Here is a 13,495-nt window from a genome sequence, read left to right on the forward strand (position 1 = left end):
TCAATTATTCATCGTTATTTTGTTCGAAAATACGCCGGCTACTCACACTACGTTGAGTGGCTGGCGTTTTGCCTTTTAGGCGATAGGTAAACGCCAAAACTTCGGCAATTGCGACAAATAGTGATAGCGGGATTTCATCATCTAAATCCACGCGTGCAAGTAGCGAGGTAAGCTCGATGTCCTCGTGGATAGGCACATCATGTTCTCGTGCCAGGGCGACAATACGCTCGGCAACCTCAGCCTCACCTTTAGCGGTAACGCGAGGCGCACGCTGGCCATCGTAATGCAGGGCGATGGCCTGTGCTGGCTTCTTGTTCATGCGCGCTCCTGCAATAAGCCGCTAGCACCTTTGGGCAATGTATCGTCGTGCGGCAGGCCACGTTGTGCCTGCACATGGCCGACTTGAAGGCCGCAATCGATTAGGCGTTGGCGTAGCGCAGGGCAGTGCTGATTTATCCACGCATGCGTGTCGGCTTGTTCGGCATGAAACTGCACATGCACACGTTCATCTTGCTGAGATAGCGTGGCAATCACTGCGCCTTTATCTGGTAATGACAAACTCAAGGACACTTTCCATAAGGCAAAACCTGGCTGTTGTTGCGAGGCCTGACGCCGATCTTTACTGATATGAATCTGCAGCAAATCGATGCCGTCACGATCCTGTACAGGAAGTTCCATAAGCCATTGCTGATGCTGCTTTTTCTCATCGCCAGCATGGAGTAATTGATGGCTGACCATACGCGCCAAGACACCATCGAGCTCTTGGCCTAGCAATTGAAGCATCGAGTTTGGTAACGACTGCGCCAAAATCTCTAGCAGGGCATTGGGCAGTGTGGCGCGCTGAAGCGCCTCAACTTTGCCGGCAGCATGTGAAGCGCCAGCGGTCGTAGTTTGGTTGCTAGCATCGAGGCCAAGCTTTTGTTTGAGTTCATCGCGAAGTTGAAGGATCTGGCGTTTTAAGTCTTCAGGCGGCGGCAAAATGCCTTGCGCTAAACCGCGCTCATAAAACAAACCGCTATTTTTAATGGCCTGCTGCAGAGTGTCTGCCTGCATGAGCTGACTGGGTTTCGGCAAGTGCTCAAGCAGCTTAGCCACGCCCTCAGGCGCTTCAGCTTTTGCGGCTAGTGCTGGCAGCAAAGCCATCAATCGACTGGCGTCGAGCTGTTTCGGTAAAAAGGTTTTTAATTGTGTATTAGCTTGCTGAGCGGGCGTCGGCATTTTGTCGACGAGCAAGCGCTTATCATCGCCGCCGACAACTTGCAGAGCCAGTTTGTCGCCCACATTCAATGGCGTGCGGCTTTCCGCAATACGCTCACCGGTTGGCGTTCTTAATTTATAACGTAGCAAATCGAGTTGCGCTAAAACCTCAACGCGAAGCACCGCGCCAATGGCTTGAGCGGGTGTGACAACGGATGCCTGCGCGGCTGGAGGCAGAACGACAGCTGCTTGGTTCGGCGCAATGCGCACGCAGAGCTAGGCCTCAAGCGGGCTTAGGCCTGCCCGAGGCTGCCTCGTAAATAACCACCCGATTGCTGACCTTGTTTGCCATAGGTGGCAGGAAGGGCAGCATTGCCGGTGAGGATGTCGAGGCTGCGGCGTGTTTGCTGACCGAGCAAGTTAATGCTTAGGCCGGCTTGCTGATTTAGCGGTTGGCAGGCTTGCAAGATGCCCATGGCATGTTCCCAAAGCTTGAGAAGCTGGCTGCCATTGGGCTGCTTGTGTAGAGCTTCGCGCATGGCTAAGCGCCCGCGCTCATGCTGGCCTTGGCTAGATAGCCATTGCACACGTTCGTTTTCAAGTTGTTCGAGCTTGCGACTGAGCTGTATTTTCGCCTGAGCAAAGTCTGGCAAGTTAAGCACTGGCCAGCTTGATAAATGCGCCAGTTCACGCTCCAAAAGCTCTTTGAAGCGACCCGATAGTTCGCTTAGCTCATTGAGCCACAGTGCTGGTTCTCGGATAGACATGGCGATTTCCTCATGCGTTAGTTAAGTCACATGCGTGTGGCGTTCAACGTCATCGAGACGAAGGCTTGTGCCACCGCTTTCGGGTTTACTTGAAACTCACCGCGTGCAATAGCCTGTTTGATGTCGTCAACCTTTTGACGATCCACCTCTGGCACATGCTCAGCGGCTGCTTTGGCGCGTTCAATCAGTGAGGTAACAGAGGTGTTTTGGCTCCCTGTAGCCTTTACTGTTGGCGCTGCCTCAGCATTTGCTTGAGCGGCGGAAGTGCCTGATGTGGCACGGCTTTCGCTCGCAGCTTCAGTACGTTTGTTCGCGTCGTTGCGGACGAGATCAGGCCGGTGTGCCGGTGCTGAATTAATTTTGTCTACCATGATGGCAGATCCTCCAAAATTGGTGGTCTGCCTTCATATCGACTGTCCGCCGTAAAACTTTAACAACTATTTCATCTGTTTCTGATTATTGGATTCTGACTCTGCCGCTGGCCATGGCTTGGCCCTGCACGGTGCGCCCAGATTGTGAGTTTTTCACCGCGACTAATTCACCAGCAGCGGCATCAGCCAGTGCTACACCTCGCATGCTGATCGCCATGCGCGTATCGCTTAATTCGATGGCGACAATATCTCCGCGCTTGATGACATTTGCGGCCTGAGTCATTCCTGGCGTGATAACCGCGCCTTGGGCAATCCCGGTTTTAGCCTGCAGAGCATCACCAACCGGTAGCTCGCTTAAGTAGCCATAGGGCAGGCTGGTAATGTCGCGACTGGCTTCCATGACGTCATTAGCATGAATCTGTTCGTGTCGGCTAATGGCGCGACGTGCCACTAAAACCGAGGCTTCGGCGTTGGCTATCACGGATACATGGATGGTCCAACCCGCGGCAGTTGGGCACTTCACGGCAATACTGGTGCGCTTAGCGATGCGGCCACCGATAGGCATGCTGGCTTGTAATGGCGCTTCGCAGGGGCTCAAGCTCAAACGCTCATCTAGCGTTGGTTGTTCAAAACTGACGTTTAAACCCTGCCAAGAATGATTGCTACGGACAAAGTCGACTGCGGCTTCACCAATAGCCTCTAGTCGCTGAGCGGGTGCTGCCACTGAGTTGATGGGCAGCAGTAGCATCACCAAAGCTAGCGCAATGGGTATCTGGCTGTTTAGCGAAAATATAGGAAGTAGCTTCATTGGCTTTAGCCTCAATACAGCAGGTGGTGCAGGGAAACTGCAGCCACTTAGATGCCTGATTAGCATCCTTCTATTGTATGGGCTTACAAAATGCGTGCCAGTTGAGGCGAGTGGCTTTAAAGCGTAATGAAAAATAGCACCGTCATGACTGCGCCAATAACAATGATGCCGCGGCGTAAGGCTAGCGCCGGCAAGCGTTTGGCAATTTTGGCGCCCCAATAACCACCGGCGGTTGCAGCGAGCATCATGACTAAGGCTTGCGGCCAAGCAACAACATCTCCGGCGGCGTAAATCATCACAGCAATCGCCGTGAGCACGGTCGACACCAAATTTTTGACGCCATTCATGGCATCGAGATTGCTATGCCCAAGCAGGCTTAGTGCCGCCAACAGCAAAATGCCCAAGCCGCCGTTGAAGTAGCCACCGTATATCGCCACCAGAAAAAGTGCCGACAGGGCGACAAGAGGTGAGGCTTGCGTGCGACCAGCCATGAGTTTGGGTGCGAAAGCAAAGAGCAGAGTGGCGACTAATAGCAGCCACGGAATGAGCTGATTAAAGGTGTTGTTATCGGTGATCAGTAAGAGTCCGGCACCGAGACTGCCGCCGAACAAGCTCAGCATTAGCAGGCGTGGCAGGTGTAGGCCTTGCAGTTGCTTGAGTTCTTGGCGAAAGCCCCACGTGCTGGCGGCATAGCCTGGCAGTAGCGCCACCGTGCCGGTTGCGTTGGCGATGACCGGTGGTACGCCGCAATAGATCAGCGCCGGCAAGGTCAAAAAGCTGCCGCCGCCAGCGACCGCATTCAATGCGCCAGCGAAAAATGCCGCGAGGCTGAGCAGTAAATATTCGTTCATGGATGAGTGCCAAGATGCTGACTATGTTGCCGATGGTAGCTTGCTGATCGTGCTAAGGCCATTAGTCAATGTATCTAAGTCCATGAAAAATAAATCTAAATAGACATTGGCACGGCGTTTGCTAATTCATCTCTGAGCAGACGTGAATTGCGTTCGGAGGTGGAAGATGGGCATTAGTTTTGATTCGGTATTGGGCGTGCATGAGAAGGCACTGCATTTGCGCGCGATGCGTAGCGAAGTGCTCGCCTCCAACATAGCGAATGCCGACACACCAGGCTATCAAGCCCGCGACTTTGATTTTAAAGCAGCGCTAGCTGGTGCCATGGGCGAAAGCGCAGCCAACGCCAATAACTCACGCATGAGCGTAGGCAACGTCAGCCAAAACACTAATAACCTAGGCCTTAGCGTCTCTAGCTCCGGCACCAGCATCAATCAAGCTGGCGCTAACGTTAGCGCTAGCTCTAGTTCATCGGCCGAGAGCCTGAAATACCGCATCCCACTGCAATCGTCTATCGACGGCAACACCGTCGAAGCCGAGCGTGAGCAAGCTGCCTTTGCCGACAACACCGTGCGCTATCAAGCCACGCTGCAATTTCTCGGCGGCAAATTTTCATCAATGAAAACCGCCATCACCGGAGGTCGTTAATCATGAGCATTTTTGATATCGCCAGTTCAGGCATGAATGCGCAAATGCTGCGGCTCAACACCACCGCCAGCAATATGGCCAACGTCGACACCGTTAGCACTACGGCCGAAGGTGCGTATCGCGCCCGCCAACCTGTGTTCGCCGCGATGATGGCCAACTCCAGTGCCGGTGCCGGCATCAATAACGCCACTCAAGTTGGCGTTCAAGTCGATGGCATTGAGACCAGTCAGGCTGAAGTGCCCAAACGCTATTTACCCGGCCACCCCATGGCCGACAAAGACGGCTACATCTTCGGCAGCAACGTTAATGCCGTGGAAGAGATGGCCAATATGATTTCCGCCTCGCGTGCTTACCAAAGTAATGCCGAGATTTTTGCCACCGCCAAAACCCTGATGCTGCGCACTTTGCAGCTCGGCCAACAGTAAGCACGGAGTAAGTCATGGACTTCAGTCAAGTTAATAGCTTGGTCAACAAAGGTAGCGCTGCTAGTGGTACTGCGGCCGTTGGCGATAGCCGTAAAACCTTGAGCGATCTCGATCAAGCCGATTTTATGAAGCTGATGTTGGCGCAGATGCAAAGCCAAGATCCGCTAAAGCCCACCGATAATACGGCGTTTTTAGCGCAGATGGCGCAGCTCTCCAGTGTTGCTGGCATTAACGACATGAAGACGTCGATTAGTGACCTAGCCAACTCCATGTCCTCAACACAGTGGCTTAATGCCTCGGGTTTAATCGGTAAAACCGTGCTCGTGCCAGGCGATACCGTGGGTTTAAACCAAGGTACGCCAATTAATGGACAAGTCGACTTAGAGGCCTCAGCGCAGAACGTTCGCGTCGATATTTTGACGGATAAAGGCGCGTTAGTGCGTCAGATAAACCTCGGTCCACAAGCCGCCGGTAGCGTCAATTTTCAGTGGGATGGCAAGAATAACGACAACGTCGCTGCTCCCAACGGCAATTACACCATTCAAGTCACGGCCACACGTGGCAGCACCAGTGAGGCATTGGCGCCAGCAGTGCAAGCCACTGTGCAAAGCGTGAGCCTGCCAGCTAATGGTGGCACGCAACTCGATTTAGGCCCGATGGGCAGCGTCAAACTTTCCGATGTTAAAGCCGTCGGCTAAGCCGACACCAAAGACCCTGGAGTTATCTCATGAGCTTTCGAATTGCACTTAGCGGCCTCAACGCTGCCTCAACCCACTTAGATGTCACCGCGCATAACATTGCCAACGTCAATACCGCTGGCTTCAAGTCATCGCGTGCGCTGTTCAGTGATGTTTTTGCGACCTCAAGTAATGACCTTTCTGCAACGGCGAGTGGTGCTGGTGTTCGCACTGCGAGCATTTCTCAGCAGTTCTCGCAGGGCAATATCGACTTCACCAATAACAACCTAGATATGGCTGTTAGTGGCGAAGGCTTCTTCGTCATGTCAGGCCGCGAAGGTTTGGTGTATTCACGCGCTGGCGCATTCAGCGTCGATCGTGAAGGCAACGTGGTCAATGGTGACTTGCAGAAGCTGCAAGTCTTCCCGGTTACTGCTGGCGGTAATTTCGCGACTGGTTCGCTATCTGATCTAAAGCTGCAAACCACTGAGAGCCCGCCAAAAGCCAGCGAAAAAGGCGATATTGGCGTTAACTTACCAGCAAATGTGTCTCCACCTGCGGTAACGCCATTCAATTCGGATCAGCCTGACAGCTATAACCACGCGACCTCGATGACAGTCTTTGACTCGCTGGGTACGCCGCATCAGGCCACCATGTATTTCTCGCGCACAGCTACACCCAACCAATGGGAACAGCGACTGTATGTCGATAATCAGCCAGTTACGGTAAATGGCGGCGATCCGTTTTCGACACTTTCATTCAACGGTAACGGGATTTTAGATCCACTAACCGCGAATGTTTCCTACGATGATTTTGATGCTGGCACTGGTAGCACGCCTATCAGTCTCGATTTGAACTTTATCGCCAGTACGCAATACGGCAATGAGTTCGGTGTGAACAATTTATATAACGATGGCTACACCACCGGCCGTATGACCGGCATTGATGTCGATGCCAAAGGCGTTGTGTCAGCACGTTTCACCAACGGGCAGCTGCAACAGCTCGGCAAAATTGCTGTGGCTATCTTCAACAACCCCAATGGTTTGCAGCAATTAGGCGATACCTCATGGGCTGAAACCTACACCTCAGGCGGTCCACGCTTGGGTGAGGCCGGCACCTCAAACTTCGGTTTACTACAGGCCGGTGCGTTAGAGAGCTCCAATGTTGATTTGACCGCTCAGTTAGTGGAAATGATCACCGCGCAACGTAACTTCCAAGCCAACGCACAGATGATTTCGACCTCTGACCAGGTAACGCAAACCATCATAAACATGCGCTAAGTAGCTGAAATACTAGGAGTCTGAAATGGACAGAATGCTTTATATCGGGATGACCGGCGCGAAACACACGCAAATGGCGCAGACCGTGACTGTCAACAATTTGGCTAACGCCAATACGCCAGGTTTTCGTGGCGACTTTCAGACTCTGCTTAGCAAGGAAATTGAAGGTGGTGGCCAGTTCAACTCCCGCGTCAACAGTATGGGCGCTGATAGAGCCAGTTCCATGGCACATGGCACGATGGTTGCTACAGGTAGAGAGCTAGACGTCGCGATTAATGGCGATGGCTGGTTGGCAGTGCAGGGCGCCAGCGGCGAAGAAGGTTATAGCCGCCGCGGCGACTTGCAAATCAGTGCTGAAGGTCTACTGACTAATGGCGCTGGGCAGCCAATTATGGGTGATGGTGGCCCGATTACGCTGCCGCCATACCAGAGCTTAAGCCTAGCCAACGATGGCACGATTTCTATTGTGCCATTGGGCTCAGGGCCTGAAACAACGGTCACTCTGGGGCGCATCAAGTTAGTAACGCTTGATGAGTCGCAAGTAGTGAAAAGTGAAGATGGTTTGATGCGCCAGAAAAATGGCGCTCCAGGTGAACCGACCACAACTTCACGCTTGCAGTCGGGCAACTTGGAGTCATCCAACGTAAGTGCTGTGGAGTCCTTGGTGGCGATGATTGACCTATCGCGCCAATACGAAATGCAAGTGCGCATGATGCAAACCGCCAAGGACATGTCTGATAGCGGTACCCGCATGATCCGCATGGAATAGGCCTAAGCGCCTCAGGAGACGATGATGAATGGTTCATTATGGGTGGCCAAAACTGGCCTAGATGCACAGCAAACTCGCATGCAGGTGGTCAGTAACAACTTGGCCAACGCTAATACCACCGGCTTCAAAAAAGACCGTGCGGTGTTTGAAGACTTGCTTTATCAAAACATTCGCCAAGTTGGTGGTCAGACTTCCCAGCAAACACGAGCGCCAACTGGCATGCATGTTGGTACGGGTGTGCGTGTTGTGGCTACGGAAAAACTGCACTCGCAAGGTGGCATTAACCAAACCAGCAATCAGCTAGACGTTGCCATTAGCGGCCGTGGCTTTTTTCAGGTGCAACTGCCCGATGGCTCGGTTGGCTATACCCGCGATGGCTCATTCAAGCTCAACGAGCAAAGCCAGCTGGTGACATCGTCAGGCAACATCATTTCGCCTGGCATTACTGTGCCTAACAGTGCGCAATCCGTGACTATCGGTAGCGATGGCACCGTTTCGGCTTTAGTTGCCGGCGAAACCACGCCACAGCAATTAGGCACTTTGCAGCTGACAGACTTTATCAATCCATCTGGCCTGCAGCCTCGTGGTGAAAACCTCTATGTCGAATCTGCCGCCAGTGGTTCGCCACAAACCGGCACGGCAGGCCTTAGTGGCTTAGGCACGCTAGAGCAGGGTGCGCTAGAGGGCTCTAACGTCAACGTTGTCGAAGAGCTGGTGAATATGATCGAAACCCAGCGTGGCTATGAAATGAACTCAAAAGCCATTTCCGCCAGCGATCAGATGATGCAGTACCTGAACAACAACGTCTAAGTTGGCGTAGGAGTGTGCTTGTGAAAATCTTAATCGCTGTAAGCGCGTTGCTAATGGCCGTTGTTAGCACGGGCTGTAGCCAAAACTTTTTGGCTAAGCCCGGCGAAACCGAGTGGGCGCCAGCAAGTCCAACGCCGGCACAGCCAGCTGCGGCAACTGCCGGTGCGATTTTCCAAGCCAACCACAACTTAAATCTATTCCTTGATCATCGTGCTCGCCAAGTCGGCGACACGCTGACTATTGCTCTCGTTGAGCGTACTGAGGCGAGTAAACAAGCCAGTACAGATACCGATCGCAGTACCAATATTGAGATGTTGCCGCCGAGCATTCTCGGTGGCCCAGTCACGATTAATGGACGCCAAATTCTTTCTACTGATATCAGTGCCAGTTCTGATTTCGCAGGGCAGGGCAAAAGCAGCCAAAGCAACCGCCTCAGCGGCAATATCACAGTCACCGTCTACGAAGTGTTGGCCAATGGCAACTTACGCGTTCGTGGCGAGAAATGGCTAACGCTGAACCAGGGCCAAGAATTTATTCGCGTCTCCGGCACCATTCGCCCAGTCGATTTAGCACCAGATAACTCAGTACCTTCCTACAAGCTCGCCGATGCGCGCATTACCTATAGCGGCACTGGCGTGATTGATGAAGCTAACTCGATGGGCTGGTTGGCACGATTATTCCAATCAGTACTGTCACCCCTGTGAGGAATTTGCCATGAACCTGCTAAAAGCCGCTTTTATCGCCACATTACTGACACTGCCGCTAGTTGCTCAGGCTGATCGTGTCAAAGATTTGGCATCAGTTGCCGGTGTGCGTGAAAACCAGCTCGTGGGTTATGGCTTAGTCGTTGGCTTAAATGGCACTGGTGATCAAACCAGTCAAACACCATTCACCGTGCAAAGCATTCGCAATATGCTCAGCCGCTTCGGTATTCAGGTGCCTGATAGTGTTAATCCGCAGCTGAAAAACGTGGCGGCGGTAACGGTACATGCCAGCTTGCCAGCATTTTCAAAACCTGGCCAAACTCTAGACATCACCGTGTCATCGATTGGTAATGCCGGTAGCTTGCGCGGTGGCAGCTTATTAATGACGCCATTGCTCGGTGCCGATAACCAAGTCTATGCCATGGCACAAGGTAGCTTACTGGTCGGTGGCTTAGGCGTGTCCGGTGCCGATGGCTCAAAAGTCACCATTAACGTACCTAGCGTAGGCCGTATCCCTAATGGCGCGACAGTGGAGCGTGCTGCACCTAGCAGCTTTGCGAATAACGGCATCATTCAGCTCAATTTACGTAGCCCAGACTTCACCACCGCCAAGCATGTTGCTGAAACAATTAATGGCCAATTTGGCGCCGATACCGCGCGCGCATTGGATTCGGTGAGTGTGCAGATTGTTGGCCCGATGGAAAGTAACCAACAAGTCAGCTTTATCTCCTTGCTGGAAAATCTTGAAGTCACACCGGGCGCGCCATCGGCTCGTGTGGTGATTAACTCTCGCACAGGCACCATTGTCATCGGTGGCAATGTTCGTGCCTTGCCCGCAGCGGTAACTCATGGCTCTTTAACGGTGACGATTAATGAGAAGCCGCAAGTCAGCCAGCCAGCACCATTCTCGCAAGGCCAGACAGTGGTAACGCCTAACTCCGGCATTGCCGTTGATCAAAACAAACCGCGTATGTTTGCTTTGGATCTTGGTGTCACGCTCGATGACATCGTTAAGTCGATCAATGCGGTTGGTGCATCGCCCGCCGATCTGGTAGCCATTTTAGAAGCCTTGAGCCAAGCCGGTGCCTTGCGCGCCGAGCTCATTGTTATCTAACGGCAGGCAACGAGCCGGAGATACGCCATGACGGGACCAGTTAGCAACTACCACGGTTACAGCGACCTTGCCGCTCTGAAAAAAGAAGCGGCCGAGTCACCACAAGACGCCATCATGCCGGTGGCGCGCCAGTTTGAATCTGTGTTTTTACAAATGATGTTGAAGAGCATGCGCGAAACCGTGGGCGAGGGTGGCCTATTCGATAACGAAAGCATGAAAACCTATCAGGGCATGTTCGATAACCAGCTCGCTCTAAGTCTTTCGCAGCAGGGTGGCATAGGTCTTGCAGATTCTATTGCGAAGCAGCTGGCACCAGAGGGCAGCGCCTTACAAGGCCGCCTTCATAGCCAGTCCGCGCAAGCAGCGGCAGCCGTTAAGGCTCCAAGGGATGAATCATGAGCGACATGCTAGGTAGTGCATTATCAGGTTTAACCGCCTATCAACGCGCCTTGGCTACCACCAGCCACAATATTGCTAACGCGAATACGGATGGCTATAGCCGGCAAACGGTGTCGCTGTCGTCGCGCACGCCAGAGCAGCTCGGCTCACTCACATTAGGCTCAGGCGTACAGCTCTCTAGTGTGCAGCGCGCCTATGATCAATATGCAGTGACGCAGCAGCGCTCTACAACGGCCAGCTATAACCAGCAGCAAACACTGCATGCGTTATCGAGCCGTATGGACAATTTACTCTCCGATAGCGAGCAAGGTTTGTCGCCAGCGCTATCGAAGTTTTATGACAGTATTCAAGCGGCCAGTACCGATCCATCATCACTAGCGGCGCGCCGTGAACTACTGGCGAATGGTTCAACTTTAGCCGCTAGGTTCCAAGGCATAGACAACGAGTTTGCCGGCATCAATGCAGAAATCAACAATCGTATTTCGGCATCGGTCAATGAAGTGAATGGTCTCAGCAAGCGCATCGCTGACTTAAACATGACCATTAGCCGCACGGTAGGACAGGGTGGCCAACCCAATGACTTACTCGATCAGCGTGACGCTGCACTGCTAGAGCTTAATCAAATCGTGCGTGTGAGCACATTGGAGCAAAAAGACGGCTCGATGAGTGTCTTTGTTGGCAATGGCCAACCCTTAGTGCTCGGCTCAAAGCCAAATACACTGCAAGTCACTACTAATCGCTTTGACCCTACACGAGCAGAAATAAGTTTCGCTGGTCAAGGTGAGATCAGTGGCTCCATAGAGGGTGGTTCGCTCGGTGGTGCCATGGCCTTTCGTGACGATGTTCTGACGCCGGCACGCAATCAGCTTGGCTTACTCGCCAATCAAATGGCGTCTGCTTTTAATGAGCAGCATGCCCAAGGCACTGACTTACGTGGTGATGTTGGTGGTGACTTTTTCAGTATTGCCGCTATTGAGCCGCAGGTATCACGTAACAACACGGGTAATGCCACGCTAGCAGTCACCGTGTCGGACTCTTTTGCTTTAACAGGCGATGCCTATGTCTTGCGCCAAACTGACACCGGCTGGCAACTTCGCAACGACGTCAATAACCAAGTCATTAGTTTGACGGGTGATGGTAGCGCCGCTAATCCACTGAGTGCGCAAGGCTTCTCTATGGTGGTGAGTGGCAATGCTGCTACGAATGATGAGTTCCTTATTACACCAACTGGTCTGTCAGCGAGATCTGTTGCGGTCGCCATTACTGATCCGGCAAAAATTGCTGCTGCCGGCAATGACGCCAGCGCAGGCCCAGGTGACAACCGCAATATGCTTGCCATGGCTGGTTTAGAAAGTAGAAAAATACTCACTAATGGCAGTGCAACACTCAGCGATGGTGTGCAGGCCATGCTGGGTAAGGTGGCTGCTACTACTCGTAGTGCTCAAGTTGGTGCTGCGTCGCAAGGAACACTGCTAGCGCAAGCTACGGCAAGGCGTGATGAAGTCAGCGGCGTCAACTTAGATGAGGAGGCCGCCAACTTGCTGCGTTTTCAACAGGCCTACCAAGCATCAGCACAAGTCGCCAGCGTAGCTAACTCACTATTTCAAACCATGATTAATGCCTTTCGCTAAGGCGTGAGCGTGGAGGCTTAAGATGCGTATTTCAACTCAGCAAATTTACCGTCAGTCCATTAGCGGCATGATGAATCAGCAGCTAGAACTTACAAAAACTCAGCAGCAGGTTTCTACGGGCAAACGTTTTCAAACGGCGTCGGAAGACCCAATAGCTGCTCAGCAAAGTCTGACTATGCAGCGTAGCCTCGATCGCTTAGCGCAATTCGACAAACAGGCGGTATTGGTCGATGGCCGTTTGCGTGAAGAAGAAAACGCGGTGACTAGCAGCGTAGACATATTGCAGCGTGTACGAGAGCTAGTTGTTGCTGCCAATAACGGCACGCAAAGCAACGAAAGTCGTGCCGCCACGGCCGCTGAAATTCGCGAGCAAGTAAAGTCTTTGATGCAACTGGCCAATAGCCAAGATGGTAATGGCCACTACCTATTCGGTGGTTATCAAGACGATAAGGTGCCGTATAGCTTTGATGCAGCCACGCAGCAAGTGCAAACCAATACTCATGCTGGCCAGCGTTTAGTCACGATTGGTCCAGGCCGCCAAGTTGCCGATGGTGATACCGGCGCGGCTGTTTTTCAGCAGGTACCGGCTAGTGCCACAGACCCTGCCGCCGGCAATATCGATTTATTCAAGGCGCTGAGTCAGATTGCTGCTGCTTTGGAGACTCCGCGTACTGGAGGTCAAGAGCCGGTTTTGCCACCTATTGTGCCTGCTGACCCCACAGCCCCATATGACTTGAGCGATAGCACCACCACAGTAGATGGCTTGAACGGCGTGCTATCTAAAGCTTTAGTGGTCTTAGATCGTGGCCTTGGTCATTTGAGTGATGTCCGCACTGGAATAGGTGTGCGACTGAATCAAATCGAGCAGCAAACTGAAACTAACGCCAGTAGCAGCTTGCAGCTCACAGCTCTGAAGTCTGATAACGAAGATATAGATATTGCTGAAGCCTATAGCAAATTATCTTTGCAACTCAGTGGCTTACAGGCTGCACAGAAAGCTTATGTGCAAGTTCAAGGGCTGTCACTTTTCAACTATTTGTAAGTCT

17 protein-coding genes are annotated in these 13,495 nt (G+C 52.6%); 11 read left to right on the top strand and 6 right to left on the bottom strand.

The genetic code is table 11. The features are described from left to right. Positions 1-4: 4 nt before the first annotated feature. The 6 genes from AC3DKE_RS01465 to AC3DKE_RS01490 all read right to left on the bottom strand — a co-directional run bounded on the left by AC3DKE_RS01465 (position 5) and on the right by AC3DKE_RS01490 (position 3,994). On the bottom strand, positions 5-319 hold the full coding sequence (locus AC3DKE_RS01465) for an EscU/YscU/HrcU family type III secretion system export apparatus switch protein (protein WP_379069202.1): 315 nt from the start codon (positions 317-319) through the stop codon (positions 5-7). Beyond that, entirely contained in the window at positions 316-1,467 is a 1,152-nt protein-coding gene (fliK, locus tag AC3DKE_RS01470) for a flagellar hook-length control protein FliK (RefSeq protein WP_487989838.1), read from the bottom strand. Before fliK ends, AC3DKE_RS01465 begins: the two co-directional genes overlap by 4 nt. A 23-nt stretch (positions 1,468-1,490) precedes the next feature. Next, the gene (locus AC3DKE_RS01475; protein WP_487989840.1) at positions 1,491-1,964 is read right to left on the bottom strand and encodes a flagella synthesis protein FlgN; all 474 of its coding nucleotides are present in this window, start codon (positions 1,962-1,964) and stop codon (positions 1,491-1,493) included. A 26-nt stretch (positions 1,965-1,990) separates the two neighbouring features. Continuing rightward, a complete protein-coding gene (gene flgM, locus AC3DKE_RS01480) occupies positions 1,991-2,335 on the bottom strand; it encodes a flagellar biosynthesis anti-sigma factor FlgM (RefSeq protein WP_487989841.1) in 345 nt (114 codons plus the stop codon). A gap of 85 nt (positions 2,336-2,420) precedes the next feature. Next, entirely contained in the window at positions 2,421-3,143 is a 723-nt protein-coding gene (flgA, locus tag AC3DKE_RS01485) for a flagellar basal body P-ring formation chaperone FlgA (RefSeq protein ID WP_487989843.1), read from the bottom strand. A gap of 116 nt (positions 3,144-3,259) precedes the next feature. Next, positions 3,260-3,994 (bottom strand): sulfite exporter TauE/SafE family protein, encoded by a 735-nt coding sequence (locus AC3DKE_RS01490; RefSeq protein ID WP_487989845.1) that lies wholly within the window; start codon positions 3,992-3,994, stop codon positions 3,260-3,262. A gap of 166 nt (positions 3,995-4,160) precedes the next feature. On the opposite strand from AC3DKE_RS01490, the gene flgB reads away from it, so the two are divergent. Genes flgB through flgL form a run of 11 tightly spaced genes read left to right on the top strand, consistent with a single transcriptional unit; the run spans position 4,161 to position 13,491 of the window. Beyond that, on the top strand, positions 4,161-4,640 hold the full coding sequence (gene flgB, locus AC3DKE_RS01495) for a flagellar basal body rod protein FlgB (RefSeq protein WP_340674584.1): 480 nt from the start codon (positions 4,161-4,163) through the stop codon (positions 4,638-4,640). A gap of 2 nt (positions 4,641-4,642) precedes the next feature. Beyond that, on the top strand, positions 4,643-5,065 hold the full coding sequence (gene flgC / locus AC3DKE_RS01500; RefSeq protein WP_487989847.1) for a flagellar basal body rod protein FlgC: 423 nt from the start codon (positions 4,643-4,645) through the stop codon (positions 5,063-5,065). Positions 5,066-5,079: 14 nt separating this feature from the next. Next, the gene (locus AC3DKE_RS01505; RefSeq protein WP_340674586.1) at positions 5,080-5,763 is read left to right on the top strand and encodes a flagellar hook assembly protein FlgD; all 684 of its coding nucleotides are present in this window, start codon (positions 5,080-5,082) and stop codon (positions 5,761-5,763) included. 29 nt (positions 5,764-5,792) lie between these two features. Beyond that, entirely contained in the window at positions 5,793-7,022 is a 1,230-nt protein-coding gene (gene flgE, locus AC3DKE_RS01510) for a flagellar hook protein FlgE (protein ID WP_487989850.1), read from the top strand. 25 nt (positions 7,023-7,047) lie between these two features. Then, positions 7,048-7,791, top strand: a complete 744-nt coding sequence (locus tag AC3DKE_RS01515) for a flagellar basal body rod protein FlgF (RefSeq protein WP_487989851.1) — start codon at positions 7,048-7,050, stop codon at positions 7,789-7,791. A gap of 24 nt (positions 7,792-7,815) precedes the next feature. Beyond that, a complete protein-coding gene (flgG, locus tag AC3DKE_RS01520; RefSeq protein ID WP_340674589.1) occupies positions 7,816-8,601 on the top strand; it encodes a flagellar basal-body rod protein FlgG in 786 nt (261 codons plus the stop codon). 20 nt (positions 8,602-8,621) lie between these two features. Continuing rightward, a complete protein-coding gene (gene flgH / locus AC3DKE_RS01525) occupies positions 8,622-9,305 on the top strand; it encodes a flagellar basal body L-ring protein FlgH (RefSeq protein WP_379069225.1) in 684 nt (227 codons plus the stop codon). 10 nt (positions 9,306-9,315) lie between these two features. Beyond that, a complete protein-coding gene (locus AC3DKE_RS01530) occupies positions 9,316-10,419 on the top strand; it encodes a flagellar basal body P-ring protein FlgI (RefSeq protein WP_340674591.1) in 1,104 nt (367 codons plus the stop codon). Positions 10,420-10,446: 27 nt separating this feature from the next. Then, the gene (locus AC3DKE_RS01535) at positions 10,447-10,818 is read left to right on the top strand and encodes a rod-binding protein (RefSeq protein WP_340674592.1); all 372 of its coding nucleotides are present in this window, start codon (positions 10,447-10,449) and stop codon (positions 10,816-10,818) included. Then, positions 10,815-12,449 (top strand): flagellar hook-associated protein FlgK, encoded by a 1,635-nt coding sequence (gene flgK / locus AC3DKE_RS01540; protein WP_411730240.1) that lies wholly within the window; start codon positions 10,815-10,817, stop codon positions 12,447-12,449. Before AC3DKE_RS01535 ends, flgK begins: the two co-directional genes overlap by 4 nt. A 22-nt stretch (positions 12,450-12,471) precedes the next feature. Continuing rightward, entirely contained in the window at positions 12,472-13,491 is a 1,020-nt protein-coding gene (flgL, locus tag AC3DKE_RS01545) for a flagellar hook-associated protein FlgL (RefSeq protein WP_487989854.1), read from the top strand. Positions 13,492-13,495: the final 4 nt, after the last annotated feature.

The organism is Paraperlucidibaca sp., from assembly GCF_982810325.1.